Here is a 24,845-nt window from a genome sequence, read left to right as displayed (position 1 = left end):
CTGTCCCTACTCGCTCGCCAGAGAGACGAAGACTTCTACCGTGCGCTCGTCTGGGTAGCGTTCGAAATCGCCTGTGTACGCCCGCACGATCTCGCCGTCGGCCTCCGCATCCCATACCGACCGCCACAGTCCGGCAATGGTGTCGCCGATCTCGTCACCGCTGGCGCGAAAGTGCGCGAACCTGCCTGCCGGAACTCGCGCGAGTACATCGCCCGGTGCCAGGTCGGCGATGGTGTGGCAGCGGTATCCGATGATGTGGGTCAGGTACGAGTTCAGCTCTGGCGCGTGATCGACGTAGGCCGTTGCGGGAGGTCCTGGTAGCGGCCGAGACAGCGTACGCTGCCACACTTCTTCGACTCTCGTGCGGCGCGAGCCCTCGACTGCAAGGGCCGGGCTTCGAAGCACGGTTCCTGCTACCAGCGTTTCCCTCCGTTCCACCACGCTGAAGCTCACCCGGCTCCCCCCTTACTCGATGTTGTAACTGTCGTTTCATCATGCCGCACGGAACGCTGTTTCCAACCCGATCGCAACTTGATCACGACTGTGATCTGACACCTAGCATTGCATCATGGCGAGGCGGCGGCGATAACACCGGTCTGATAAATCCGTCGAACATTGTCACCGAGTGTTAGCTCGGGTCCCGAGAGATGCGTCAGCCGGGGATCGGAATGGTCACACCCGGGAGGATTTCGATCTGGCGTGGCAGCGGCGGCGGCGGCGGCAACTGAATCTGCGGAAGCTGGATCGGCGGCGGCGCCACCGGCGCGTTGTTGGTCTCCGGAGCGGGCGCGGCAGCACCACCACCGGCGCTGGTGTTCGTGTTGCTGTTGCTGCTGCCGGAGCCCGACGAGGACGACCCGCCACCACCGCTGTATGAGGGCACACCGGCCTGGCCGCCGATCGGGTCGGGCCACGGGAAGTCCTCGAAGTCGGTCCCCTCCAAGGCGCCGTCCATCGTCTTCTTCCAGATGTCCGACGGCAGCCCTGAACCGTAGATCAAGCCGCCGTAGCTGTTGTTGATCGCCGTACCCTGCTCGGTGCCCATCCAGACAGCTGTGGACAGCGACGGCGTGTAACCGACCATCCAGGCGTCCTTGTTCTCACCTGTGTCGCCGAGCTGCGCGGTTCCGGTTTTCGCGGCGGAGTCACGACCGCCTGCGAGCCCGTGGTTTCGGGAGTAGTTGGCTATCGGCATCATCGCTTGCGTCACGTTGTCGGCGACGGCGGCATCGAGCTTTCGTTCCCCCGGCGAAGGCGCCCGGTCGAGCAGTACGTCGCCGTCGGCGCTGACCACCTTCTGCACGAAGTACGGCTTGTGGTACATGCCCGACGCGGCAAGCGTCGCATACGCCGATGCCATGTCGATGGGTCGAACCTGGTACTGGCCCAACACAATTCCGGTCTCCGGCGGGTCGACACCGTTCTGATACAGGGACTCACCCTGCACGCCGGGAATGTGCTCCGGGATGCCGGCCTCATGGGCGGCGTCGGCGATCTTCTGCGCACCGTCCTCCATGGACAGCGTGAGCCGGTAGAAGCTGGTGTTCAGCGATTGCTTGAGCGCCTGCGCGATGGTGCAGGTGCCGCAGTTCTCACCTTCGACGTTGCTGATGTCGATGCCGTTGACCGTCAGCGGCGCGCTGCTGTACATCTCCGAGAGCGGGATGCCCTGTTTGAGCGCTGCGATCAGGCCGAAGACCTTGAAGGCCGAGCCGGTCTGCAGCGGCGCCTGGGCGAAGTCGAAGCCTGCCCCGTCGGCGCCGCCGTAGTAGGCACGCACCGCACCCGAGCGCGGGTCGATCGAGACGACGGCCTCGCGCAACGCCGGATCCTCACCCTGCATCACGTTGTTCACCGCGCCGACCGCGGCGGCCTGCGCCTTCTGGTCGAGCGTTGTGGTGATCTGCAGACCACCGGTGTTGAGTTGCTCGTCGGTGATGCCGGACGCCTTCAGCTCGTCGACCACCTGGGTCCGGATCAGGCCCTCGGGTCCATGCGCCGCGTTCGCATCGGCAACCTGGTTGGTCGGGACCACCGCAGGGAACGTGGTGGAGCTGCGCTCTTCCTTCGGCATCACGTTCATGCCGACCATGCCGTCCATCACGTAGTTCCAGCGACCCTGCAATGCATCCATGTGCGTTTCCGGATCGAGGCCGGATGGGCTGCGGATCACCGCGGCAAGAACGGCACCTTCGGCGGCGGTCAACTGCTCGACCGGCTTGTTGAAGTACGCCTTGGACGCCGACGCGATGCCGTACGCGCCGCGTCCGAAGTAGATGGTGTTCAAGTAGGCGGCAAGGATGTCGTCCTTGCTCCACTCGCGGGCCATCTTCGTCGAGATGACCAGTTCCTTCATTTTGCGGGTGATGCTGCGATCGGCACCAACCAGCGCGTTCTTGACGTACTGCTGGGTGATCGTCGAGCCGCCACCGGCATCGTCCTTGCCGAGGACGTTGTCGCGGGCCGCACGGAAGAAGCCGGTGACGGAGAACCCCGGGTTTGCGTAGAAGTTGCGGTCCTCGGCGGACAGCACCGCGTTGCGCACCTGCTCGGGCACCTGATTCAGGGCCACTTCGGTGCGGTTGCCTTCCGGCGGCACGATCTGGGTGATGACGCTCTTGCTGTCCGACGCCAGGATCGTCGCCACCTGGTTGGTGCGCATGTCCGACGGATGCGGCACGTCGGCCCTGACATACCCGATCGCGAACGCGACAAGCGGAACGATGATCACGAAGGCCAGCAGCCCGATCAGCAGGCGGCGGAGCGTGTGCTTGCGATTGGGGCGGTGATGCCGATTGCTTGCGGCGAGTGGCGACAGCGAGCGATCACCGAGGGGTCCGCCACCGGGCGGCGACGCAATACGGTGCGAGCTCACGTTCACATCCTTCGATTCTTGGACACCCGCCAAGCTCGACCCCTACTACAGGGTCGGTCGCTAACCCTAGCGGCAGAACTGATCGAACAACCAGTCAGCGGCTAGCACAGACCGAATTTCAGCGCCCGACGACACGCCGTCGAGCCGCTATCGCCAAGACCGAAAGCACGACGCAAACAGCCAGGACCAGCGACGGAACGACACCGGGGTCGCCCGAAACAATACCGACCAGTGCGGAAATGAAGGCCATCGAAGTGAAGAAGCCCAGAATGCCGATCAGCACTTCCAGACGCTGTTTTTTCGCAACCGGGTGCATTGCTAGCTCTTCACGCCGCCGGCCGTCAGCCCCGAAATGATTCGACGCTGGAACAGCAACACCATGACGACCAAGGGAATCGCCACGAGCGTGCCCGCCGCCATGATCGCGGCGTACGGAACGACGTGCGGGTCGTTTCCGGAGAAGCGCGCGATCGCGACGGTGACGGGCTCGGTGGAGTCCTTGGACAGCTGACTCGCCAACAGATATTCGTTGACCGCGGCGATGAATGCCAGGATCGCCGTCGTGAACAGGGCGGGCGCCGCCAACGGCAGCATCACCAGCCGGAAGGCCTGGGCACGGCTGGCACCGTCGATGCGCGCGGCTTCCTCGAGTTCCCACGGGAGTTCGGAGAAGAACGACGTCAACGTGTACACCGTGAGCGGCAGCACGAACGAGATGTTCGGGATGATCAGCGCCTGATACTGGCCGATCCAGCCGATGTTGGTGAAGAGCTGGAACAGCGGCGTCACGAGTGCGACGACGGGAAACATCGACGCGCCCAGGATGATCCCGACAACCACGTATTTGCCGCGAAACGTCATGCGCGCCAATGCATACGCCGCGAAGATGCCGACGACCAACGCGATCAGCGTGGTTGCCCCACCGATGATCAGGCTGTTGACGATAGCGCGGGCGAAATCGTTGCCGTTGCTGGTGGAGAGCGCGTTGCGGAAGTTGGCCGTTGTCAGATGAGTCGGCCACGGCGTGGTGTCGAAGGTGTAGTCCGGGTCCCGGAACGCCGTGACGACCATCCAGTAGAACGGCGCGAGTCCCCAGATGAGAATGACCGCGACACCCACGTAGACGCGCGCACCCTTGAAACGGCGCGCTTGTGACTTCACAGGTGCGCCGGCGATTTCGGGTCCGCGATGTGCCATCGTGCGGTGTGACATCACTTGGCGGCCTCTCGCTGGTTTTCCTGCGTGCGAACTGCGTTGGCGCCCAAGAACTTCACCAGCACGAATGCGACGAGGAAGATCAGCACGAACGTGATGGTCGACAGCGCCGACGCATTGTTGAAGCCCTGGCGAACCTGATCGACCACCAGGATCGACACGGTGGTGGTCGCCGGAATGCCGCCGGTGAGGATGGCGGGCAGGTCGTACATGCGGAGCGCGTCCATGGTGCGGAAGAGGATCGCGACCATCAGCGCAGGCTTGACCAGCGGCAGCGTGATCTGGGTGAACCGCTGCCAGGCCGACGCGCCGTCGACGCGGGCCGCCTCGTACACGTCTTCCGGAATCATCTGCAGCCCAGCGAGAATCAACAGCGCCATGAACGGCGTCGTCTTCCACACGTCCGCGATGATCACCGCGAATCGCGCGGGCCACTGATCGTCGGTCCACAGAATGTGGGTGCCCAGCGCTTTGTTGGCGATGCCGTCGTAGGCGAAGATGAAATACCAGAGTTTGGCGGTGACTGCCGTGGGAATCGCCCAGGGGATGAGCACAGCCGCACGCAGCAAAGCCCTGCCGCGGAACGACTTTCCCATCACCACGGCCATCCACAGCCCTACACCGGCCTCCAGCGCAACGGTGATCACCGTGAAAAAGAGTGTGATCCCGACGGCGGACCAGAACTGTGCACCCAGTGTTCCTGGCGGGCACGACACCATCTGGCCGCTGGGAGAGGGGCACTGCTGCAACAGCCAGTGGGTGTAGTTGGAGAATCCGGCGCTGCCGCCTTCGACGAACATGCCGGTCGACGGGTCGAGGCCGGCGTCCTTGGTGAAGGACATGATCAGCGCGCGAACTACCGGATACCCGATGACCAGCGCGAGAACCACCAGCACCGGGCTGATCAGCAACCACGGCGTCCGGCCGAAGGCCGACTTACCTTTGAGCACACGCCGACCGCGGCCGGAGGTGGAACCTCCGGCCGCGGTGACGTCTTGCTTGGCTTCCCCAGTAGGAACAGCCATCAATCGACTCCTGAGTTACGACCCGGCCGACTCGATGCCTGCCTGCATATCGGTGACGGCCTGATCGACAGACTTCTCACCCTTGAGAGCAGCATAGGCATTGTCCTGCACAGCCTTTGACACCGCGGGGTAGAACGGCGACACCGGGCGAGGCACGGCGTTGGCGATCGACTCCTCGAGCGCGGGCAGGTACGGCATCTTCTGGATCAGTGCCGGATCGTCGTACAGCGACGCGAGCGTCGGCGGCAGCGCGCCGTCCGCGATGATGCGCTGCGCGTCGTCACCGGTCAGGAACTTCAAGAAGTCCAGCGCGGTGGCCTTGTGCTGCGAGAAGGCGTTGATGCCGACGTTGTAGCCGCCGAGCGTCGAGGTGCCGACGCCGTTGACACCGGGCAGCGGCGCAACGCCGTACTTGTCCTTGACCTGCGAGCTGTCCTTGGCGGCGGTGCCGAACACGTACGGCCAGTTACGCAGGAACAGCAGCTTGCCGTCCTCGAACGCCTTCTGGCTCTCCGGCTCCTTGTAGGTGATGGCTTCCTGCGGGATGTCGCCGCTCTTGAAGCCGTCGACCAGCTGCTGCAGACCGGCGCGCGCCTGCGGGCTGTTGACCGTCGGTGTCTTGCCGTCCGGTCCGACGAAGGTGCCGCCGTTGGCGTTGATCGCTTCCGCGGTGCTGACCGTGAGGCCCTCGTACGGTGCGAACTGGCCGGCGTAGCAGCCGATGTTGTTGGTCTTGGCGATCGCGCAGTCACCGGTCAGCTCGGCCCAGGTCTTGGGCGCGTTGGGAACCAGATCCTTGCGGTAGAACAGCAGGCCCGCGTTGGTGTTCTTCGGCGCCGCATACAACGTGTTGTTGTAGGTGGCGCTGGCAACGGTCGGCGGGAGCAGCTTGCTGGTGTCGAGCGCGAACTGATCCTTCAGCGGCTGCAGCCAGCCCTTCGCTGCGAACTCGGCGGTCCAGACGACGTCGACGGCCATCAGGTCGTAGTCGGATTCCTTGGCCTGCAGGTGCTGAACGAAGTCGTCGTGGGCCTGATCGGCGTCGTTGGACTGCTCCTTGAACGTCACCTGCTCGTTCGGGTGCGTGGCGTTCCACTTCGCGGCGAGCTGCTTGACGACGCCCGTCTCGGTGGTGTCCTTGCCCTCGACGTAGGTGATCGGGCCGCGGCCGTCGGTGTTCGACGACGCCGAGTTGTCCGATCCGCTGTCACTCGAGCAGCCCGTCACGGCGAGCAGCGAAACCGCCGCACCAGCCACGACCACCCGCGAGATCAGCGATCTCCTGATCAAAGTCATATCGAATTCTCCAGTTGAGTTATGCGGGCAGCTGTGACCCGACGCACAAGGAAGATACAGGGCCGGGTGGGTCACGCGCGCGGTCAGCTGGATTGTCCGACCGGCTGCGTACCCTCGACGCCGTGAGTTCCGAGAAGATGCTGACGCGGATCGGCGGCCTACTACGCCAGGCCGAGTCCACCGACAACGAGCACGAGGCGGAGGCATTTCTGGCGGCCGCGCAGCGGCTCGCGACCCAGTCGTCGATCGATCTGGCTGTCGCACGCTCGCACATCTCCAACCGGGAACGCAGGCCGGTGCCGAGCCAGCGCATCATCCGGATGGGCGAGCCGGGCAAGAAGGGGTTGCGCACGTACGTGCAGTTGTTTCTGCGGATTGCCGCGGCCAACGACGTGCGATGCGACATCGCGCAGTCGTCCACGCAGGTATACGCGTACGGCTTCGATACCGACATCGACGCGTGCGAGGCTCTCTACGCCAGCTTGATCGTGCAGATGGTGCGGTCGTCGGATCTCTACATCAAGTCGGGCAGGTATCGCGACGAGACGGTCGAGCGGCTCGAGACCGTGGTCCGCGGTCGACGACGGGTCACCCGCACAGTGCAGGCACCGCTGGCCGGAGTGACAGCGCGGTTGAATTTTCAGCTCGCCTATGCCGATCGAATCGGGAAGCGACTCGACGCGGTCAAGCGCGAGGCCGAGGTCGAGGTGGTAGCGGCCGCTACCTCCACCGAGACCGCACTGGCGTTGCGCGACAAGCAGATCGAACTGAGGGACTTCTACAAGGAGACCTCACCGGCACGCGGCACCTGGCGGGGTGGGAAGGCCGCTGCGGGCTACTCGTCGGCGGCGCGACGAGCCGGCGATCGAGCAGGCCGATCGGCGCGATTGGGAATGTCGCCGGAGTTGGGCGGCGCGCGGGGTGAGCTCTCGTCGTGACGCGCGACGCGCAACGATCGAAGGTCTACGACGCGGAACAGTTGGTGCGCACCATCTTCGACCGCGCCGACGAGCATGGGGTCCGGTCGTTGGCGGTGGTCGGGTCGCAGATCACGTTGCCGATCGAGCGGCGCTTCGCCTCCATCGAATCGGTGCAGAGCTACTGCGATCGGGTGTTGGAATTGAACTGGGTGCAGGAGCAGTGGCCGGTTCGACCGATCACCGTGCGCGCTCGGGCCGGACATCAGGCGGCGCACTACGAGGTGGAGACGGCAACTCTTGCAGTGCCGCTTCATGTTTCGGGCAAAGCCTGGGCGCTGCGCGAGCTGGTGGTGCTGCACGAACTAGCACATCACCTCGAGCCCGCGGGGGAGTTCGCGCCGCACGGCCCGGAGTTCGTCGACCGCTATCTGGATTTGATCGACGAGATAGTCGGTGGCGAAGCGGCATTCCTGATGAGGACGACGATGCTCGATTGCGGCGTTCGCATCGGCTGATTCGAGAGGGGACATCATGGAGTATCGCGAGGTAGATCCGACGGGTGCGTCGGCGGCAGGCCTGCGTGCGGAACTGTTGGACACCTGGATCGCAGCGACCAATGCCGGCGGCAGTGTCGGTTTCACGGCACCCGCACCCGAATCGCTGATCGCCGTGACGCTGCACCGCGCCCTGGAACGAGTATCGACCGGCGTGGACGCGCTGGGTGTGCTGCACAACGGCGAGCGCTACGTCGGTATGGGGCTGCTGGTCGCGAAAGAGTCTGCGTTGACAACGCATTGGCGAACCGTGCTGCGGGTGATGGTGCATCCGGAACACCAAGGTTCGGGAGCGGGCCGGACGTTGATGACGGGGTTGCGTCAGACCGCCGTCAAGCTGGGACTCGAGCAATTGCAGCTCACCATTCGTGACGGCCAAGGCCTGCAGGGTTTCTACGAGCCTCTGCGCTCCGCGCAGGTGAGCGGTTAATTGGGACAGGGACCAACTAACCACTCACCTGTGACGAAGTCACATAGCTTCGTAGATCGTCGCGTTCGCCAGACCGCCTGCTTCACACATGGTTTGCAGGCCGTAGCGCGCGCCGCGATCGCGCATCGCGTGCACCAACGTCGTCGCGAGTCGCGCGCCGCTGGCACCTAACGGATGTCCGATCGCGATGGCACCACCGTTGACGTTGACCTTGCTCATGTCGACGTCGAGTTCCTTCGCCCACGACAGGACCACCGGCGAGAACGCCTCGTTGATCTCGAACAGATCGATGTCGTCGATGCTCAATCCGGCTCGCTGCAACACCTTTCGCGTGGCGGGGATGACGCCGGTGAGCATCAGCAGCGGATCGTCGCCGACCACCGAGAAGTCGTGCACGCGCGCCAGCGGAGTCAAGCCGAGTTCTCGAGCCTTCTCGCTCGACATGATCAGCACCGCCGAGCTGCCGTCGCTGATCTGGCTGGCCGTCGCGGCGGTGATCTCCCAGCCGATCTGCGGGAAGCGCTTGCCCATCGCCTCGTCGTAGTAGGCGGGTCGCAGCTTGGCCAGCGATTCCAGATCGCCGCCGATCCGAATGCCCTCGTCCGTAGTGAGCCCGTTGATCGGCGCAAGCTCCGCGTCGAACAGTCCGTTCTTGGTGGCGTCGGCCGCCTTCGCGTGGCAGCTGAGCGCGAACGCGTCCAGCTCCGTACGAGTGATTCCCCACTTGGCCGCGATCAGTTCTGCGCTGATGCCCTGCCCGACATGCCCTTCCGGGTACCGCGCCGCGAAACCCTTACCCACCAGATCGTCGCTGCCGATCAGGTTGGCGCCCATCGGAACGCGACCCATCGATTCGACGCCTGCTGCGACGACGATGTCGTAGGCGCCGGCGATCACGCCCTGCGCGGCGAAATGTATTGCCTGCTGGCTACTTCCGCACTGGCGGTCCACCGTCGTCGCCGGAACCGACTCGGGATAGCCCGCAGCCAGTGCCGCTCGGCGGGTCATGTTCGAGCCCTGCTCGCCGACCTGCGTGACGATGCCGCCGATCACGTCGTCGATCAGCACCGGATCGATACCAGACCGGTCGACCACCTCGCGCAGGCTGTGCGCCAGCAGATCCACTGCGTTGACGTCGTGCAGGGCGCCGTTCGGCTTGCCTTTACCGATCGGGGTCCGAACCGCCTCGACGATCACTGCGTCTCTCATGGGAGTTCCCTTCAGCTGGCTTTGTCTACCTATAGTTAGAGCCTAAATGGCTGACTATGCATTCCGCAAGTCTGCGGACGTATGATGTACGCCATGGCAGCTGTGATGGAAGGACCGTTGGCGGACTTGCGCGCGTGGAAGCCCACGCATTGCTCGATCGCGCGTGCGCTGGAAATCGTGGGCACGCGCTCGGCGCTGCTGCTCATGCGGGAGGCGTACTACGGCACCACCAGGTTCGACGGGTTCGCGGAGCGCGTCGGCGTCACCGAGGCCGTCGCCGCCAAACAGCTGCGCAAGCTGGTCGAACACGGGCTGCTGGAAAAGCAGCCCTACCGCGAAGAGGGCCAGCGAACCCGGCACGAATACGTGCTCACCCAGATGGGTCGCGACCTGCTACCGGTGATTCTGGCTCTCTGGCAGTGGGGCGACAAATACCAGCAGGACGACGGCGTGCCCCTGCTGTTGGTCGAAGACAGCACCGGATCACCGGTGAACGTGCAGATCCGCAGCGCCGCGGGTTCCGAAGTGGGGCTCGAGGACATTCGCGTGCGCGTCAATCGCGACGCCTACCTTTCGCGCTGATCACGAGCAACGGGTGGCAGATTTCCCGACTTCGACCGCCCTTTGTTCGGTGTCGTCGTAGCGACTGAGACATTCGTTCCTACGCCGAAGCGTCCTCGAATTTCGCACGCGCCGTTTCGAGTTCGTCGATGTGCTCGTACGCCCACGTCCGCAGCACTGCAACCGCGTCGCACAGGCTGGCGCCGAGTGGCGTCAGGGTGTACTCGACCGTTACCGGAACCGTCGGGAACACCTCGCGTGCAACCAGTCCGTCGCGTTCGAGCGACCGCAGCGTCTGCGTCAGCATCTTCTGGCTGATGCCGTCGATTCGCCGACGCAACTCGGAGAACCGCATGGTGCCTTGCTGCAGCGCGAGCAGCACCAGGCCGGTCCAACGCTCGCCGATGCGGTCGAACACTCCGCGCGACGGGCAGCTTCGCGCGAAAACGTCATAGCCCTCGGGTGCCTTGGTTTCCATCAGGTACCTATACCACTATTTACTGCCTTCTTCCCAGATGAAACCCGAGTTCGTAGCGTGATCGGCATGAAAGCACTGACCGCAACCGGCGATCGCGACCTGATCGCACCGAGCGACCTTCCGGAACCCACCCCTGCCCCAGACGAAGCAATTGTCCAGGTCGAAGCATTTTCCGTGAACCGCGGCGAAATCTTCCTGCTCACCGGCGTCTACGGAACGCCCGCCGAGCCCGGCCGTCCGATGGGGCAAGACGTGGCAGGCCGCGTGATCCGAGCGGCGGCGGACGGCACCGGTCCGGCCGTCGGCCAGCGTGTGGTCGGGCATCCGGCCGGCGGGGGATGGGCGGAACGAGTCGCCGTCCCGGTCTGCGAGCTGGCCCCCATCCCCGATTCCGTCGCAACAACCACAGCGGCCGCGCTGCCGCTGGCGGGTTTGACCGCGCTGCGCTTGGTCCGCGAGGCCGGCAGCGTGCTCGGGAAGCGAATCCTGGTCACAGGCGCATCCGGCGGGGTCGGTCACTACGTGGTCGAACTTGCCGTCGGTGCGGGCGCGCACGTCACCGCCGTGACGTCGTCGATCGAGCGGGGTTCGCGGCTTCGTGAGCTGGGTGCGGAGTTGATCACCGATGTCCACGACGCCACGGGTACCTACGATCTGGTGCTCGAGTCGGTCGGCGGCAGTTCGTTTCGAGCGGCCGCCGCACTGGTTGCCCAGCACGGCACCCTGCTGTGGTTCGGGCAGGCGTCGCTGGAGCCGATCACGCTCGACTTCTTCGACCTGTTCGCCAACACGCCGATCACCATCAAGCACTTCCCGCACTTCGTCTCGGATGTTTCCGACGCCGACGACCTCGCAACTCTTGTCGACCTCGTCGCGACCGGTCGCTTACACCCCGAAATCGGCCGCATCGCTGATTGGGCCGACACCACAACCGTTCTCGACGACCTGAACCACCGCCGCATCCGCGGCAACGCCGTCCTCACCATCGAAGGCTGACATCATGACCACCACAGAACAGACCCGCGCCGTCATCGAGGCGTACATCGAAAAGCTTCGCGGCGGCGACGTGCAGTCGCGAAAAGCCAGCTTCACACCTGACGCCACCTGGACGTTGATCGGCTCGCTTCCCGTCTCTCGAACGTGGCGCGGACCGGACGAGATCTTCGACGGCTTCCTCGCCGCCATGGTCGCGCGACTCGACCTGTCGAAGCCGGTCACGCAGGAAGTGCTCACGGTGATCGCGGGCGGCGATCGAGCGGTGGCCGAATGGATTACGCACGCAACGGCTTTGGACGGCACGCCGTACGACAACGCGGTGGTGATCGTCTACCGCGTAATCGACGATCGGATCGCCGAGGCGCGTGAGTATTTCGATACCGCCTATGCGGAGCGGGTGCTGTTCTCCCACCCCGGCGATCTGCCGAGCAACAGCAAGATCTGATCCAACGTGCTTGCACCGTCAACGACAGCCAACCCAGGCGCAAACGCCGAACCCGGCTCCTCGCGGAACGGACCGTCCGGAACCGACTGCGCCACAGCGAGAGCGGCGGCAAGCACCTCCGAATCGACAAACGCGGCGTCGAACTCGATCGGAACACCCAGCGCAGCTGCAACGTCCCAGGCATGGACCACGTTGTCGACGAGATGAAACCCGATCGCCAGCTCGGCGGCGAACGGGTATTCGAGCAGAATCTCAGGTAGCAGGAACTCGCGATCGGCAACACCCGGTTGGGCAAATGCCGCAACCACTCGCTCCGACGCGGCCCGGTATTGGGCAACGGGGTCGGTGAGCGGTACCGGCTCCCAACGCGCAACGTCGGTCACGATGCCTGCCGCGGCATCGGCAAAGCCGTCTTGCTGAACGGTCATGTGTGCCAACAGGTCTGCAAGGTTCCAGGTTCCGCAGGGCGTGGGCAGGGTCAGATCGTCGGCAACGATCCGGTCGACCATCGCAACAGTTGCGGCGACCGCACGACGATCGAGCTCGATCGAGTTATTAATAGGCATACGCTTACCATCCGCTCATGTAGACGAACCGTCAAGGCGTATTTTCGATCAATGCCCCGTCCCGATCTCGCCGCGATGCTGTTACAGCTCGGCCGCGCCACCGCGATCGCCGAGGAGCCGATCCTCCGCGACCACGACCTCACCATGTGGGCATACGTGGTACTGCTCCACCTCGACGACCAGCCCGTTCGCACCCAAGCCGCATTGGCGGAGGCGATCGGCGCCGACAAGACCCGCATCATCGACGTCCTCGACAACCTGCAGCATCGTGGGCTCATCGCCCGCGAGCCCGATCCGGCCGACCGCCGAGCCCGGCTGCTCTCGATCACTCCCACCGGCCAGAAGCTGCGCAATTCGGCCCAGACGGCAATTCAGGCGAACGAGCAGTCGTTGTTGGGGACCCTCACCGCCGCCGATCAGCGAAAGTTCCTCGCGACACTGCAGCGACTGGCCGACGAGATCAGCTAGATCGAGCGACTTCGTCCGTACTGTGGTCGAGGTGGAGGAGGGTTACGCGCCCGGATTCGGCGCCGACGCGATCGCGATGCTGTCGGCGCGCGATGCCGCGGATCGTGCCGGCTTTCTGATCGACTCGCTCGACGGTTCGCGCAACTATCGGATTGTCGACCTAGGCTGCGGTCCGGGTGCCATGACCGTCGGACTCGGCCAGGCGCTGCCGACATCGCAAGTGCTCGGCATCGACAGCGACCGCAGCCAAGTCACCGACGCGCTGCAGGCGGCACAACAGCTCGGCATCACCAACGTCGACTTCCGAGCCGCCTCCGCCTACGACCTCCCCCTCGCCGAACACACAGTCGACGTCGTCTTCGCGCATGCACTCTTCGGGCACCTGTCGGAGCCGAAACTTGCTCTCGCAGAAGCTATGCGAATCTTGCGGCCCGGCGGCACCCTCGCGGTCTCGACGTCGGACTGGAGTCGCGCGAAGTTTCGACCCAAGACCGTGAACGTCGATGCCGCGATGCGCGGCCACTACATCCTGCGGCAACGCGCAGGCGGCGACCCCTTCGCCGGTCGTCGTATCGCCGACCACGTCCAGCACGCCGGCTTCACCGCGGTGACCAGCAAAGTGGCGCACCGCGCCGATCTCGGCTACACCGAACTCGCGAATTACGTCGAGACGCGGCTCGCCGCCGCCTTGGCAGAACCCGACGGCCACGATCTCCAGCTGGCCAGTGCCGCCCGATCGGCGGCGGCATGGGCGGGCAGCGGTCGCGGCGACGTCAAGCAATGCTGGGTCGAAGTACTCGCGATCGCGCCTGCCTGATCGGCATCGAAGGGCAGCGGCGCTATGCCAGCCGGCGCCCATCGTCCTCGGCAAAGAAGTGCAGGTGGCCGGGATCGGTCGCCAGATTTACCCGCTCGCCCTTGGCCGGCGGATTGCGCCAATCGGCCCGCGAGACGATCTGCTGGTCGGAGCCCGCGACACGGCCGTAGATGAAGGCGTCGGAGCCCAGTTCCTCTACGACGTCGACCTCCATCGCGATACCCTGCGACCCGAGTTCGAAATGCTCGGGCCGAATGCCGACCACCACCGAACCGCCGCCGGATGTGACCTCCCGAGACACCGGGATCTGCGAACCACCCAGCGTCACAGCACCGTTCGAAACGGGGAGCGTGAACAGGTTCATGCCCGGCGAGCCCATGAAACCTGCGACAAAGACGTTGACGGGTCGCGCGTACAGCTCGCGCGGGGTCGCACACTGTTGCAGCACACCGTCTTTCAGCACGGCGACGCGATCGCCCATCGTCATCGCCTCCACCTGGTCGTGGGTGACGTAGACGGTGGTGGTGCCGAGCCTGCGCTGCAGCTGCGCAATCTGGGTGCGCGTCTGCACGCGCAGCTTGGCGTCGAGGTTGGAGAGCGGCTCGTCCATCAGGAACACTCGAGGTTGCCGCACGATCGCACGACCCATCGCGACACGCTGGCGCTGACCGCCGGAAAGCGCTTTCGGCTTGCGGTCGAGGTACGGCTCCAGATCCAACAACCGCGCAGCCTCGAGCACGCGCGCTTCCTTGTCAGCCTTGCTGGTGCCTGCGAGTTTCAGCGCGAAGCCCATGTTCTCGGCCACCGTCATGTGCGGGTACAGCGCGTAGTTCTGGAACACCATCGCGATGTCGCGTTCCTTGGGCTCGGTGCCGGTGACGTCGCGATCGCCGATCAGAATGCGACCGGCATCGACGTCCTCGAGCCCCGCGAGCATCCGCAACGACGTCGACTTGCCGCAGCCGGACGGGCCGACCAACACCAGGAATTCGCCGTCCTGGATCTGCAGATCCAGCTGATCGACCGCGGGGTTGGGCGAGCCTGGAAACAGGCGCGTCGCACGGTCATAGGTCACCGAAGCCATGCCGGTACATCCCTTCACCGGCAGGAACGTGCCGGACGATCCGAGTAAAGGTTCTCGACGCCGGTCGGCGTCGCTACCGCAGCATAGGGCCTACACCGTGTTCCACGGCGCGAAGGCGTTACCGAGTCCCTTCAACGCGGGCGCCAGCTCCGGATGGTGGCGCAGCAGGACATCGGACATGGTGTTGCCCTCGATCCACGCCAACCCCTCGGCGGTGTAGACCTCCGGCGTGTAGTCGTTGGTGAAGAAGCGGTCCGACTTGAGCCTGCGCGACGCCATCAGGATGAAGATCCGAAATGCCGTGTCGCTGAAGCCGAATCCGGGCGGCGGCGTCTCGGCGAGCATGCCGACCTGCAGGTCCACCCGATCGATGTCGTTGTCGTAGACATCGCGAATCTCCTCGACCAGCTTCGGATCGTCGGACAGTTCCTCGAATTTCGTGAGGCGTGGCTTCCGTAGTTTTTCGCGGAAGTCGTTGTACCGCGCGACCCCTCGCTCGCGGTCGCGCATCACGTCGATGGTCGCCAAATCGACTCGGTCGCCGTTGAAGCGGACGTGGTTGGTGAGCGCCTTCGGATGGTTCTTCAGTGTGATGGCACCGGGATTGGCGACGCCGAAGGAGTACAGCAGGTTCGACCAGCCGTACTTCTTGATGGTCGGCCGAACGTCCTTGCCCTCCATGGGATCGAAATCGAGTTCGTCGATCAGCGCACCGGTCTTGTGGTCGCGCACCTCGTAGTCGTCGGGCAGCAGTGGATGCATCCGGTAGACGGACACGAATTCTTCCGTCAGCGAGTACGGCGCCGCGCCGTGTTCCAAGTCGGATCCGACTATGCCGCCGATCATTTCGGTGCCGACGTGACCGAAGTTGTCACGAATCCAGCGCGGCAGAATGCCGTACCAGTTGGCGTTCATGCCCTTCTCCAGCACCGGATTGGCGAGGATGCCGGGCGTCCACTCGACAGTGTGGATCTTCGCGATCAGCGCCGCGTTGATCAGCCGGGCGGTCAGGAAGATGTGCTCGTCGTCCCAGGTTGGATGCAGACCCTTCAGGTGATCGCAGATGGAGTTGTGCTCCTTGACGAACAGGGTGTGCAGCAGCGAGAGACCGACCCAGTAGTTCTCGTTGAAGCCCGTCTTGTCCAGTCCCGCAAGCTCTTCCTTGTCCTCACCGGGCAACATGTCGCCGTCGACGGCGAGCTTGCCGTCCACGCCGCTGCGCAACCGCCGGTTCGCCTCTTCGGTGGCGCCGTAGATCTGCGAGCCGTCCCACCAGTGCGTAACCGTGTTACGGAACGCGGGTGGTCGGTGTTCGGTGGTGGGCTTGTTTCGGTCCGGATTCGACGTGCGAATCCGCATCGGACTGCCCTCCGGCCAGTCGTCGTTCTCGTCGAGCGGCAGGTCGACGAACGTCTTCGACGACAGCTCGCCGTGCCCGAACCAGCCGTGGTCCTGGAACTGAATCCACGCCGCCGCCAACACGTTCAACGTGGTGGCGGGCTTGAAGGATTCCCGGTGCAGCAGCCGAACGGCGACCTCGCGCGGGCTTGGCTCCATCCGCTTCGGGAGCGCTTCCGGCTCCGTCGAATCGATGGGCGCGTTGCGGCCGAACCGCGAACCGACCATGCCCATCTCCGGGTAGTGCGGGTCGGTGCGGGAGCCGTCGTAGGTGCGATACGGCGGCAGATCCGTTGCGGCGGCGGGCAAGTCGGCACCGGCACCGGTGTCGTAGAGGTTGTACTCGCGCAGGTCGTCGCGCAGGGCGCGGAGGTTGAGAAGCGCCAGCGGCAGCGGCAATTTCCACCAGTCGGCAACGCGGTTCACCTGACGGAACGCCGTCGAGTTGACGGTCCCGAACCCCTTTTCGACAGTCTTCTCCAGCAATCCGACGGCGTGGTCGGACAGGCTCTTCTCGGCGCTGACCGGAAACGCGTTCTCCAGCGCGAAGAACCCGATGTTGGTGTACGAGCTGCCGGAACGGTAGAGGATCTTGCCCAGATACACGCCAGGGACGATCTCCACCAGCTCGTCGCGAATGCTCCGAATCAGCAGCGTCGGATTGGATTCGACGGGACCGTAGTCGATGACAAGGACGTCGGTCGACGGGTCGTCGGCGCTGGGCTCGACGCGGGTCTCGAACTCGAAAGCCACCCGCTCGCCGTCGCTCGACCGCGTTCCGTACAACGGCCACAACAGTTTCGCGGGCCAGCGCGCACTGTCGACCAGACGGTTGTCGCCACGCGCGTTCGCCTTGTCGAATCGCTTGCCCTGCCACGGCATCCAGAGAGTGGTGATGGTGCCGGCAACCTTGTCGAGCATCGACTGCACCAGTGGTGCGACAAGAATTCCGTCCGTCGGGCCGTCGAGGTCCTGTGGCACGGTGCCGCGCGCGAAGAGGGCGTTGAGCGCCGCCTCGCCGCTGGCTCTGTCCTTGCCGGTCAAGGTTCCGAGTTCATGGAAGAGCGTCCACGTTCGGCGCGCGGCTCCCGGTCCGTCGGATTCGGCGACCTTGCGGAGATCCGCGAGGCGCTCGCTGATATTCGTGGCGGAATCAGACATGCTTGCGACACCTTTCACACTGCCGACGCAGCGTTGAGCGGCAGTTTTGGGACCTTCGATGTGCGACGACGCTACAGACTGAATGTTCATTCCGCGGCTGTTTGAGCCGATCCGATCGGCTACGGTAATCCCCGTGCGGACATCAGAGGACGTCTCTCCCGCGGATGCGGAACGGATCGATCGGCGGCGCAACGAGATCATCGGCGCTGCCGCCCGTCTGTTCAGCGAGAAGGGCTATCACGAGACCGGGATCGCCGACATCGCCGCATTTCTGGGCATCGGTCACGGCACCTTCTACCGCTATTTCAAGAACAAGATGGACATCGCGTCCAGCGCCTTCGATCGCGTCGTCGCGCTGCTCGGAAGCACGATGCTCGGCGAGGATCCGGAGTCCAGCAACACCATCGCCGAGTACCGCGAGCAGGTCGGACGCATCGTGTACCGGCTCTTCGAACTCCTGGACACCGAGCCCGCGCTGGTTCGGCTCTTTCACCGAAACTCGCTCGATATCGACCGGCTCTCCGGTGCGATGGACGAATTCACCCGCTACACCGAACGATTCATCGTCAACGGCGTGCGTAAAGGCTTTCTCCGAGCGGACTTGAACACCGAACTCGCCGCCCAACTGCTGATGGCGGTGCTGTTCGACGTCACTCGCCGCGCCGCCCAGCAGACCCCGTCCGCCGAATTGCGCGAGCGGTTGCTGACCGACGGGCTCGACATCATTTTCCTCGGCCTGGGGGAGCGGCCGGAGCGTAGGTAACCTCGGGTGTGACGCCTCTCCCAGCCAAGGAGCTACATATGTCGCACCCCGTCCGCATCGGTGTTCAACTCCAGCCGCAGCACGCTCCCGATTACCACCTCATTCGCGACGCGGTGCTTCGCTCCGAAGACGCCGGCGTGGACATCGTCTTCAACTGGGATCACTTCTATCCGCTCTACGGTGAGCCGGACGGTCCGCACTTCGAATGCTGGACGATGCTCGGTGCCCTCGCCGAGCAGACCGAGAACGTCGAGATCGGTGCGCTGGTCAGCGGCGGCGGCTACCGCAACCCGGATCTGCTGGCGGACATGGCACGCACCGTCGATCACATCAGCGGTGGCCGGCTGATCCTCGGCATCGGCGCAGGTTGGTTCGAGAAGGACTACGACCAGTACGGCTACCAATTCGGCACTGCCGGAGGCCGTTTGGCGTTGTTGAAGGAAAACCTCGACCGCATCGCAGCGCGACTGAAGGTGCTCAATCCGGCGCCGACGCGGGAGATCCCGATCCTGATCGGTGGCGGCGGTGAGCGAAAGACGCTGCGGCTGGTGGCCGAGCACGGCTCCATCTGGCACAGCTTCGCGAAACTCGACGAATACAACCACAAGTCGCAGGTGCTTGCCGATCACTGCAGCGACGTCGGTCGCGATCCCGCGCAGATTCAGCACTCGTCGTCGTGGCCCGGCGCGGAGCAGGCGCAGTCCTACGTCGACGCCGGGGTGTCCCTGTTCACCGTGGGTACCGGCGGTCCGGACTTCGATCTCACCACCGTCGTCGAGGCCATCCAGTGGCGCGACAAGGCTGCCTCTTAACGCAACAGCAATGGAAGACGTTGCCGGGGCGTATGTCCCATTAGGCTCAGGCAATGGTCCGCACTCCCGCCGCGAAAGCGCGTGCCCTGATACTGCTGGTACTGACGGCGCTGTTGACGATCTCCCTTGCGGGTTGCTCGTCGGGTTCGGACAACTCGGCGTCGACCGACCTGTGCTCGCCGCCTGGGGTGAACAGCGCATCCGCCGCACCCACCAACCTGGACACCGCGTCGGCGCAGGCCGGCGAAGATCGCTACACCACACCGAACGTGAAGCCGCTCGACCAGATCGACGTCAAGGCGTTGGGGCTGCTGACGCCGGGCAAGCTGAGTGTCGGCACGCTGTCCGACGCACCACCGAGCATCTGCGTGAACTCGGAGGGCAACTTCACCGGTTACGACAACGAGCTGCTGAAGGCGATCGGCGCGAAACTCGGCTTGCAGGTGGAGTTCTCGGGCACCGAGTTCGCCGGTCTGCTCTCGCAGGTGGCGAACAAGCGCTTCGACGTCGGATCCAGCTCGATCACCACCACCGACGATCGGCGTAAGACCGTCGGCTTCACCAACGGCTACGACTTCGGCTACTTCTCCTTGGTCGCCCCGAACGGCAGTGCCATCAAGGGATTCGGCGATCTGAAGCCGGGCGTGCGGATCGGCGTCGTTCAGGGCACCGTCCAGGACGACTATGTGGTGAACACGCTGAAGCTGGATCCGGTGAAGTTCCCGGACTACAACACGGCATACGCGAACCTGAAGACCGGTCAGATCGACGCCTGGGTCGCGCCGTCGCAGCAGGCCGAAGGTGCGATCAAGCCGGGCGATCCCACGTCGATCGTGCAGAACACGTTCAGCCTCAACAACTATGTGGGCTGGGCGGTGAACAAGGACAATCAGCCGCTGATCGACGCGCTGAACTCCGGACTGGACGCGGTGATCGCCGACGGCACCTACGCCAAGCTCTACTCGGATTGGGTACCACGCCAATTGCCCGCAGGCTGGAAGCCGGGCAGCAAGGCCGCAGCTGCACCGCAGTTGCCGGACTTCGCGGCCATCGCCGCCGAGAAGGCAAAGAGCGGTCCCGCCGAGAAGGCAGCGCCCAAGTCCACGCTGGCCCAGCTCGGTGACACGTTCTTCAACTGGGAGCTCTACCGCAAGGCCATCCCCGACCTGTTCAAGACCGGCCTGCCGAACACGCTGATCCTCGCGCTGGTCTCCGGCGTGATCGGCACCCTGCTCGGCATGCTGCTCGCCGTCGCGGGAATCTCCCGAACCCGTTGGCTGCGTTGGCCTGCCAGGATCTACACCGACATCTTCCGCGGACTGCCCGCCGTGGTGATCATTCTGGTCATCGGCCTCGGTATCGGTCCGGTCGTGAAGAACATCACCGGCAACAATCCGTACTGGCTCGGCGCACTCGCGTTGTCGCTGTTGGCGGCCGCCTACATCGGCGAGATCTTCCGGTCCGGCATTCAGAGCGTCGACACCGGCCAGTTGGAAGCATCCCGCGCGATCGGGTTCAGCTACCGGCAGTCGATGTCGCTGGTAGTGATTCCGCAGGGCGTGCGACGGGTGCTGCCCGCGTTGATGAACCAGTTCATCTCGCTGATCAAGGATTCGTCGTTGATCTACTTCCTGGGTCTCCTTGCCACGCAACGCGAATTGTTCGCCGTCGGACGCGATCTCAACGCCCAGACCGGCAACCTGTCGCCGCTGGTCGCGGCCGGACTGTTCTACCTGGTGCTGACGATTCCGCTGACACACCTGGTCAACTACATCGACAAGCGTCTACGCACCGGTCGCGCCGACACCTCGGGAACCCTGGATCCCGTCGAGCAGGCCATCGTCGTGGAGAGGGGATAAACGATGACAACTCCGGTCTCGCAAGGTTCGGTCTCGCAAGGTTCGGTCTCGTTGACCGGCAAGGACTTACATCTTTCGTTCGGCGCCAACAAGGTGCTGCGCGGTGTGAACGTCAACGTCGACGCCGGTAAGACGACGACGGTGATCGGCCCGTCCGGCTCCGGCAAGTCGACACTGCTGCGCGTGCTCAATCGCTTGCACGAACCCGATCAAGGGGACGTGCTGATCGACGGTCGATCGGTGCTGAAGGACAACCCCGACAAGCTGCGCCAACGCATCGGCATGGTGTTCCAACACTTCAACCTGTTCCCGCACAAGACCGTTGCCGACAACGTGGCCCTCGGTCCGCAGAAGTTGCTGGGCTTGTCGAAGGACGCTGCCCGCGCACTGGCGTTGGAGCAGTTGGAAACGGTGGGCCTGTCCGCCAAGGCCGATTCGCGGCCGGGCAATCTGTCCGGCGGCCAGCAGCAACGCGTCGCGATCGCGCGGGCGCTAGCCATGAAGCCGGAGATCATGTTCTTCGACGAGGCCACCTCGGCACTCGATCCGGAGCTGGTCAAAGGCGTGCTCGCGTTGATGGCCGACCTTGCCCAAACAGGTATGTCGATGATCGTCGTGACGCACGAAATGGGTTTCGCGCGTTCGGTTTCCGACACCGTGCTGTTCATGGATCACGGTCAGGTGATCGAGACCGGACCGCCTGCCGCGCTGTTCGACAGCCCGGAAACCGAACGGCTGCAGCAGTTCTTGTCGCAGGTGCTGTGAGCTACCGGCAGTCGATGTACTCGATGTAGGCCCGCCCGGACAACTCCCGGCCCCGATAGATAGCTGTGTAGTCGTAGGTCCCGACGTAACCGGCGCCCAGACCGTACGAATAGTCGCCGCCCGCTTGGCCTTCCACGGCGAGCAGATCGTGGCCGTCGTCGTCGAGCACACGCCAGGCGAGCTGTTGCGGCAGCCGCATCGCCCTACCGTCGGGGGTTTCGCGCGGTTGCGCCTCGTAGGCCTGAACGTCGAACTTCAACCCACGCGTGTAGACGGCGCCGTAGTCGTCGAGCGAACGCAGGTAGACCGCGCGCTGCACAGGCAGCCCGGAAGGGCCGAGCACCACGACCAACAGCGCTTGCGTGGTGTGGTCGAGGTTGAGCACGTGGTAGGTGAAGAATTTGGCGGGCAACTTCGGCCAGGTCGACGAAGACACGCTGTGAGTACCGACGCCGCAGGCGTACTCGACAGTGCACAACCCTTCGACTTCTACTCGCTCATCGTTGTGGTCGACATGCCCGCGATAGCTCGCCAACAAGCTCCAATGCCGATACAGCCCTGGGATATTCGCGAAGTGCGCCACCTTGTCGGTCGCATCGATCGTCAGTTCCACCGTGACGTCCGGGTGCGATCGGCGGACCGCGAAATGCGGGTAGCGGCCGTCGATCTCGAGCTCGCTACCGAAGCGAAGGTGGCTGCCATCGGCTGCGAAGTCGCAGTCCCGGCTGATGCTGTGGACCAGGAACTGTCCGCCACGCATCGACGCCGTCGCCGAGGATGTGTACGCGGTATCCGACGGGTCGGTGAGTATCGCGTGATCGTTGGCAAAGATGGTCACGCCAGGTGTGCCGAGGATCGACATCACCCCGAACGACCGGTGGGGCTCGGGTAGGTCCGGAACCATCACTCCGTAATGGACCCAATTCCGGACTCGGCCGGACGGTGGCGGCATCGGCGTCGCGGCATCGAACGGCATGCCGTTCACGTGCCCGGTGCGATTCACCAAGTCGATCAGCCGCTCGGCCAACGTCCGCATTTCGACCACCCTCTGCCTCTGCAACCTCATTTGCAAGTGTCCATTGCCGTTCGGCGTTCTTGTGTGTACCGTCACATTTCAATTGTGGGACATCGATGTCTCACTATGAAGCAGGGCGGTCGAAAATGCGGCGAACTCAGAGCCGAGTGTCAATGGTCAGCCTGGTGTCGGCAGCGATAGTCGCTGTGGGTGCGCTGGCGCTGCCGGGCGTCGCGCAGGCCGACGACCAGGACTTCTTCTCCTATACCGGAGCCCAGTCGATCGGTTCGTTCGCTCCCGGAGCGGTATTGAAGACACGGAGCGTGCCCTATCACCTGGCCGGCGTGGCAACTCCGTTAGAGGCAGTACAGGTTGTGTATCGAACTACCGATGCCAAAGGTGAGCCGGTCGCGAACGTGACGTCGTTGTTGAAGAACCCGACGAAGTCGATCACCGGAGTCGTGTCGTATCAGTCGGCATACGATTCGCTGAACCCCGCCGACAGCCCGTCACGCGCCGTCGCCGGCGACTTTCATTTGTTCGGGATGACCCCTGTTGGTCGCAACATCAGCGTCGGAAACGTGATGTCCAACGCCGAAAACGCCATCATGCCCGCCGTGCTCGCGCTCGGATATGCGGTCAATCTTCCCGATACCGAGGGGCAGAACGCCGATTTCGCCGCTGGGCCCGAATACGGCATGAACACCCTGGATTCCTTGCGGGCGATCAGTGCGGTTGCGGACACCGGCGTGTCCGCGACAACGCCGATCGGTTTGGTCGGCTATTCGGGTGGTGCGATCGCATCGAACTGGGCGGCAATCCTCGCCGCCAAGTACGCCCCGGATATCAATCGTCGAATCGTCGGAGTTGCTCAGGGCGGCGTGCTGGTCAATCCGGCCCGCAATCTGCAATACGTATCCGGCAGCCTCGGCTGGGGTGGCGTGATCGGCATGGCGATCAACGGCGTGGCCCGCGCGTACGGTCTCGATTTCGACAGGTACCTCAGCGACTACGGCAGACAGGTGCTGCGACAGCTGTCGGACGCATCGATTCTCAATTTTTGGTATCCCGGACTGACGTGGCAGAAGCTGGTCAAACCCGAATACGCCGATCCGAAGTCGGTGCCCGAGTTCGTCGATGCGGTGAACAAGCTCAACATGGGGACGGCGCCCGTTCCCACCACACCGATGTTCATCGCCCAAGCGGCCAACGGCATCCTCGAAGGCACAGCACCGGGTCCGGCAGGCATCGGTCCTGGTGACGGCGTCATGATCGCCGGGGACGTTCAGGCCCTCGCCCATCGCTACTGCGCAGCTGGGTTACCGGTGCTCTATCACGCATACGATCCGCTCAGCCACACTCTCGCTCCCGACCTGTGGGGACCCGAATCGGTGCTGTGGCTCTTGGATCGCTTCGCGAACAAGCCCGCACCGGACAACTGTGCTCAGGTCGGGCCAGGAAATCTCGACGCGTTCGCACCGCAACAGCACGCGCGGTAGCGGAGGGTCATCCAGCCGCCAACGCCTCCTGGATACCCGCGAGGTTCCGAGACATTCCATCGCGCCATTCGTCCAGCCGATTGGCGACGATCCGCGCTTCCTTGTCCGGCATCTGGGCGATCGCGCCTGACAGACCGGATGGTGCGGGCCCCATCCGTGCCCATTGCCGAACGGTTACCGCGTCACGTCCCGGATCGACCTCGAAGCCCCAGGTCGCGCTGACCTTTCCTTCCCAGTTTTCCACCTGCCACACCCAGCGACGGCCTTCTTCCACCTCGATCACTTCGGAGTCGGTCGACCAATTTCCCAGCGCCGGATGCACGTTGTTGCCGCGGAACCTGTTCCCGACCGCGAGCGTGGTCGCGCCGGAGAGCCACTCGACCGATTGCAGCTCGGTGGAAAACGACACGGGAAACCCGATGTCGGACACCAACGACCAGACAGCCGCGGGCGTCGCGACCACTCGGACGGCGACTTCCACGGTGGGGCAATCGCGATACCGCATGATGGTCCTAATCGTTTAGTAGGGATGGGTGGCCGGTCGACTGGCCGGGATTTGTTCCTTGTGGGTCTGCCGCTCGGTGATGCCTGTGTTGTCCCGTCGTTCGACGGCTTACGAAAGAACGGCGCGCCT

The 24,845-nt window shown here is 64.2% G+C and carries 26 protein-coding genes; 13 read left to right on the top strand and 13 right to left on the bottom strand.

Annotated elements, in window-relative coordinates; all coding sequences use genetic code 11:
* Positions 1-6: 6 nt before the first annotated feature.
* From FOY51_RS23605 to FOY51_RS23580, 6 genes are all read right to left on the bottom strand, one after another.
* Complete coding sequence (locus tag FOY51_RS23605) at positions 7-438, bottom strand: GyrI-like domain-containing protein (protein WP_353961386.1); 432 nt, start codon at positions 436-438, stop codon at positions 7-9.
* A 214-nt stretch (positions 439-652) separates the two neighbouring features.
* Positions 653-2,875, bottom strand: a complete 2,223-nt coding sequence (locus tag FOY51_RS23600) for a transglycosylase domain-containing protein (RefSeq protein WP_371830483.1) — start codon at positions 2,873-2,875, stop codon at positions 653-655.
* A 118-nt stretch (positions 2,876-2,993) separates the two neighbouring features.
* Positions 2,994-3,191, bottom strand: a complete 198-nt coding sequence (locus tag FOY51_RS23595) for a hypothetical protein (protein WP_149432728.1) — start codon at positions 3,189-3,191, stop codon at positions 2,994-2,996.
* Positions 3,192-3,193: 2 nt separating this feature from the next.
* Positions 3,194-4,072 carry a carbohydrate ABC transporter permease gene (locus FOY51_RS23590; protein WP_149432801.1) on the bottom strand — a complete coding sequence of 293 codons (879 nt, stop codon included), beginning with the start codon at positions 4,070-4,072 and terminating at the stop codon, positions 3,194-3,196.
* A gap of 14 nt (positions 4,073-4,086) precedes the next feature.
* Positions 4,087-5,115: a carbohydrate ABC transporter permease gene (locus FOY51_RS23585; protein WP_149432727.1), complete on the bottom strand. Its 1,029-nt coding sequence runs from the start codon at positions 5,113-5,115 to the stop codon at positions 4,087-4,089.
* Between the two features lie 15 nt (positions 5,116-5,130).
* Positions 5,131-6,411, bottom strand: coding sequence for an ABC transporter substrate-binding protein (locus FOY51_RS23580; RefSeq protein ID WP_149432726.1), 1,281 nt, complete (start codon positions 6,409-6,411; stop codon positions 5,131-5,133).
* A gap of 122 nt (positions 6,412-6,533) precedes the next feature.
* Here FOY51_RS23580 and FOY51_RS23575 point away from each other — a divergent pair, with 122 nt between their 5' ends.
* Genes FOY51_RS23575 through FOY51_RS23565 form a run of 3 tightly spaced genes read left to right on the top strand, consistent with a single transcriptional unit; the run spans position 6,534 to position 8,315 of the window.
* A complete protein-coding gene (locus tag FOY51_RS23575) occupies positions 6,534-7,349 on the top strand; it encodes a DUF2786 domain-containing protein (protein WP_149432725.1) in 816 nt (271 codons plus the stop codon).
* The gene (locus tag FOY51_RS23570) at positions 7,346-7,846 is read left to right on the top strand and encodes a TIGR04338 family metallohydrolase (protein ID WP_149432724.1); all 501 of its coding nucleotides are present in this window, start codon (positions 7,346-7,348) and stop codon (positions 7,844-7,846) included. The genes FOY51_RS23575 and FOY51_RS23570 overlap by 4 nt, the downstream gene beginning before the upstream one ends.
* Positions 7,847-7,862: 16 nt before the next feature.
* Complete coding sequence (locus FOY51_RS23565; protein ID WP_149432723.1) at positions 7,863-8,315, top strand: GNAT family N-acetyltransferase; 453 nt, start codon at positions 7,863-7,865, stop codon at positions 8,313-8,315.
* Between the two features lie 39 nt (positions 8,316-8,354).
* Here the strand turns inward: FOY51_RS23565 and FOY51_RS23560 are convergent, their stop codons facing one another.
* A complete protein-coding gene (locus FOY51_RS23560) occupies positions 8,355-9,524 on the bottom strand; it encodes a thiolase family protein (RefSeq protein ID WP_149432722.1) in 1,170 nt (389 codons plus the stop codon).
* 93 nt (positions 9,525-9,617) lie between these two features.
* On the opposite strand from FOY51_RS23560, the gene FOY51_RS23555 reads away from it, so the two are divergent.
* Positions 9,618-10,106 (top strand): winged helix-turn-helix transcriptional regulator, encoded by a 489-nt coding sequence (locus FOY51_RS23555; RefSeq protein ID WP_235916686.1) that lies wholly within the window; start codon positions 9,618-9,620, stop codon positions 10,104-10,106.
* Between the two features lie 79 nt (positions 10,107-10,185).
* On the opposite strand, the gene FOY51_RS23550 is transcribed toward FOY51_RS23555, so the two are convergent.
* Positions 10,186-10,563: a winged helix-turn-helix transcriptional regulator gene (locus FOY51_RS23550; RefSeq protein WP_149432720.1), complete on the bottom strand. Its 378-nt coding sequence runs from the start codon at positions 10,561-10,563 to the stop codon at positions 10,186-10,188.
* 66 nt (positions 10,564-10,629) lie between these two features.
* Here FOY51_RS23550 and FOY51_RS23545 point away from each other — a divergent pair, with 66 nt between their 5' ends.
* A complete protein-coding gene (locus tag FOY51_RS23545; RefSeq protein WP_149432719.1) occupies positions 10,630-11,559 on the top strand; it encodes a zinc-binding dehydrogenase in 930 nt (309 codons plus the stop codon).
* A 4-nt stretch (positions 11,560-11,563) separates the two neighbouring features.
* Positions 11,564-12,004: a nuclear transport factor 2 family protein gene (locus FOY51_RS23540; protein ID WP_149432718.1), complete on the top strand. Its 441-nt coding sequence runs from the start codon at positions 11,564-11,566 to the stop codon at positions 12,002-12,004.
* On the opposite strand, the gene FOY51_RS23535 is transcribed toward FOY51_RS23540, so the two are convergent.
* Positions 11,944-12,570: a TIGR03086 family metal-binding protein gene (locus FOY51_RS23535; RefSeq protein WP_149432717.1), complete on the bottom strand. Its 627-nt coding sequence runs from the start codon at positions 12,568-12,570 to the stop codon at positions 11,944-11,946. The genes FOY51_RS23540 and FOY51_RS23535 overlap by 61 nt on opposite strands.
* Positions 12,571-12,621: 51 nt before the next feature.
* Between FOY51_RS23535 and FOY51_RS23530 the strand changes: the two genes are divergently transcribed.
* A complete protein-coding gene (locus tag FOY51_RS23530; protein ID WP_149432716.1) occupies positions 12,622-13,038 on the top strand; it encodes a MarR family winged helix-turn-helix transcriptional regulator in 417 nt (138 codons plus the stop codon).
* A 31-nt stretch (positions 13,039-13,069) separates the two neighbouring features.
* Positions 13,070-13,855 carry a class I SAM-dependent methyltransferase gene (locus tag FOY51_RS23525; protein ID WP_149432715.1) on the top strand — a complete coding sequence of 262 codons (786 nt, stop codon included), beginning with the start codon at positions 13,070-13,072 and terminating at the stop codon, positions 13,853-13,855.
* Between the two features lie 22 nt (positions 13,856-13,877).
* Here the strand turns inward: FOY51_RS23525 and FOY51_RS23520 are convergent, their stop codons facing one another.
* Positions 13,878-14,939 (bottom strand): ABC transporter ATP-binding protein, encoded by a 1,062-nt coding sequence (locus FOY51_RS23520; protein WP_149432714.1) that lies wholly within the window; start codon positions 14,937-14,939, stop codon positions 13,878-13,880.
* A gap of 90 nt (positions 14,940-15,029) precedes the next feature.
* The gene (locus FOY51_RS23515; RefSeq protein WP_235916684.1) at positions 15,030-17,498 is read right to left on the bottom strand and encodes a peroxidase family protein; all 2,469 of its coding nucleotides are present in this window, start codon (positions 17,496-17,498) and stop codon (positions 15,030-15,032) included.
* 133 nt (positions 17,499-17,631) lie between these two features.
* Here FOY51_RS23515 and FOY51_RS23510 point away from each other — a divergent pair, with 133 nt between their 5' ends.
* Genes FOY51_RS23510 through FOY51_RS23495 form a run of 4 tightly spaced genes read left to right on the top strand, consistent with a single transcriptional unit; the run spans position 17,632 to position 21,697 of the window.
* Positions 17,632-18,261, top strand: a complete 630-nt coding sequence (locus FOY51_RS23510; RefSeq protein ID WP_187776442.1) for a TetR/AcrR family transcriptional regulator — start codon at positions 17,632-17,634, stop codon at positions 18,259-18,261.
* Between the two features lie 38 nt (positions 18,262-18,299).
* On the top strand, positions 18,300-19,073 hold the full coding sequence (locus tag FOY51_RS23505) for an LLM class F420-dependent oxidoreductase (protein WP_149432712.1): 774 nt from the start codon (positions 18,300-18,302) through the stop codon (positions 19,071-19,073).
* A gap of 53 nt (positions 19,074-19,126) precedes the next feature.
* Positions 19,127-20,932, top strand: coding sequence for an ABC transporter substrate-binding protein/permease (locus tag FOY51_RS23500; protein ID WP_149432711.1), 1,806 nt, complete (start codon positions 19,127-19,129; stop codon positions 20,930-20,932).
* 3 nt (positions 20,933-20,935) lie between these two features.
* A complete protein-coding gene (locus FOY51_RS23495) occupies positions 20,936-21,697 on the top strand; it encodes an amino acid ABC transporter ATP-binding protein (protein ID WP_149432710.1) in 762 nt (253 codons plus the stop codon).
* A gap of 1 nt (position 21,698) precedes the next feature.
* On the opposite strand, the gene FOY51_RS23490 is transcribed toward FOY51_RS23495, so the two are convergent.
* Entirely contained in the window at positions 21,699-22,733 is a 1,035-nt protein-coding gene (locus FOY51_RS23490; protein ID WP_149432709.1) for a DUF6670 family protein, read from the bottom strand.
* 152 nt (positions 22,734-22,885) lie between these two features.
* On the opposite strand from FOY51_RS23490, the gene FOY51_RS23485 reads away from it, so the two are divergent.
* Positions 22,886-24,211: a lipase family protein gene (locus tag FOY51_RS23485; RefSeq protein ID WP_235916683.1), complete on the top strand. Its 1,326-nt coding sequence runs from the start codon at positions 22,886-22,888 to the stop codon at positions 24,209-24,211.
* A gap of 7 nt (positions 24,212-24,218) precedes the next feature.
* Here FOY51_RS23485 and FOY51_RS23480 read toward each other — a convergent pair whose 3' ends face one another.
* Positions 24,219-24,716 (bottom strand): SRPBCC family protein, encoded by a 498-nt coding sequence (locus tag FOY51_RS23480; protein WP_149432707.1) that lies wholly within the window; start codon positions 24,714-24,716, stop codon positions 24,219-24,221.
* Positions 24,717-24,845 lie beyond the last annotated feature (129 nt).

Origin of the sequence: Antrihabitans cavernicola, from assembly GCF_008297975.1 — a bacterium.
In the GTDB taxonomy this organism is placed as follows: Bacteria; Actinomycetota; Actinomycetes; order Mycobacteriales; family Mycobacteriaceae; genus Antrihabitans; species Antrihabitans cavernicola.
Note: the sequence above shows the minus strand (reverse complement) of the source record. Positions and strands in the feature narration are given on the sequence as shown.

Bases quoted from the DNA above. Each gene is read 5' to 3' on its own strand.
- FOY51_RS23595 (WP_149432728.1), bottom strand. From the start codon at position 3,191: ATGCACCCGGTTGCGAAAAAACAGCGTCTGGAAGTGCTGATCGGCATT.
- FOY51_RS23590 (WP_149432801.1), bottom strand. From the start codon at position 4,072: ATGGCACATCGCGGACCCGAAATCGCCGGCGCACCTGTGAAGTCACAA.
- FOY51_RS23585 (WP_149432727.1), bottom strand. From the start codon at position 5,115: ATGGCTGTTCCTACTGGGGAAGCCAAGCAAGACGTCACCGCGGCCGGA.
- FOY51_RS23580 (WP_149432726.1), bottom strand. From the start codon at position 6,411: ATGACTTTGATCAGGAGATCGCTGATCTCGCGGGTGGTCGTGGCTGGT.
- FOY51_RS23565 (WP_149432723.1), top strand. From the start codon at position 7,863: ATGGAGTATCGCGAGGTAGATCCGACGGGTGCGTCGGCGGCAGGCCTG.
- FOY51_RS23560 (WP_149432722.1), bottom strand. From the start codon at position 9,524: ATGAGAGACGCAGTGATCGTCGAGGCGGTTCGGACCCCGATCGGTAAA.
- FOY51_RS23555 (WP_235916686.1), top strand. From the start codon at position 9,618: ATGGCAGCTGTGATGGAAGGACCGTTGGCGGACTTGCGCGCGTGGAAG.
- FOY51_RS23550 (WP_149432720.1), bottom strand. From the start codon at position 10,563: ATGGAAACCAAGGCACCCGAGGGCTATGACGTTTTCGCGCGAAGCTGC.
- FOY51_RS23545 (WP_149432719.1), top strand. From the start codon at position 10,630: ATGAAAGCACTGACCGCAACCGGCGATCGCGACCTGATCGCACCGAGC.
- FOY51_RS23540 (WP_149432718.1), top strand. From the start codon at position 11,564: ATGACCACCACAGAACAGACCCGCGCCGTCATCGAGGCGTACATCGAA.
- FOY51_RS23535 (WP_149432717.1), bottom strand. From the start codon at position 12,570: ATGCCTATTAATAACTCGATCGAGCTCGATCGTCGTGCGGTCGCCGCA.
- FOY51_RS23530 (WP_149432716.1), top strand. From the start codon at position 12,622: ATGCCCCGTCCCGATCTCGCCGCGATGCTGTTACAGCTCGGCCGCGCC.
- FOY51_RS23520 (WP_149432714.1), bottom strand. From the start codon at position 14,939: ATGGCTTCGGTGACCTATGACCGTGCGACGCGCCTGTTTCCAGGCTCG.
- FOY51_RS23515 (WP_235916684.1), bottom strand. From the start codon at position 17,498: ATGTCTGATTCCGCCACGAATATCAGCGAGCGCCTCGCGGATCTCCGC.
- FOY51_RS23505 (WP_149432712.1), top strand. From the start codon at position 18,300: ATGTCGCACCCCGTCCGCATCGGTGTTCAACTCCAGCCGCAGCACGCT.
- FOY51_RS23500 (WP_149432711.1), top strand. From the start codon at position 19,127: ATGGTCCGCACTCCCGCCGCGAAAGCGCGTGCCCTGATACTGCTGGTA.
- FOY51_RS23495 (WP_149432710.1), top strand. From the start codon at position 20,936: ATGACAACTCCGGTCTCGCAAGGTTCGGTCTCGCAAGGTTCGGTCTCG.
- FOY51_RS23490 (WP_149432709.1), bottom strand. From the start codon at position 22,733: ATGCGGACGTTGGCCGAGCGGCTGATCGACTTGGTGAATCGCACCGGG.
- FOY51_RS23485 (WP_235916683.1), top strand. From the start codon at position 22,886: ATGGTCAGCCTGGTGTCGGCAGCGATAGTCGCTGTGGGTGCGCTGGCG.
- FOY51_RS23480 (WP_149432707.1), bottom strand. From the start codon at position 24,716: ATGCGGTATCGCGATTGCCCCACCGTGGAAGTCGCCGTCCGAGTGGTC.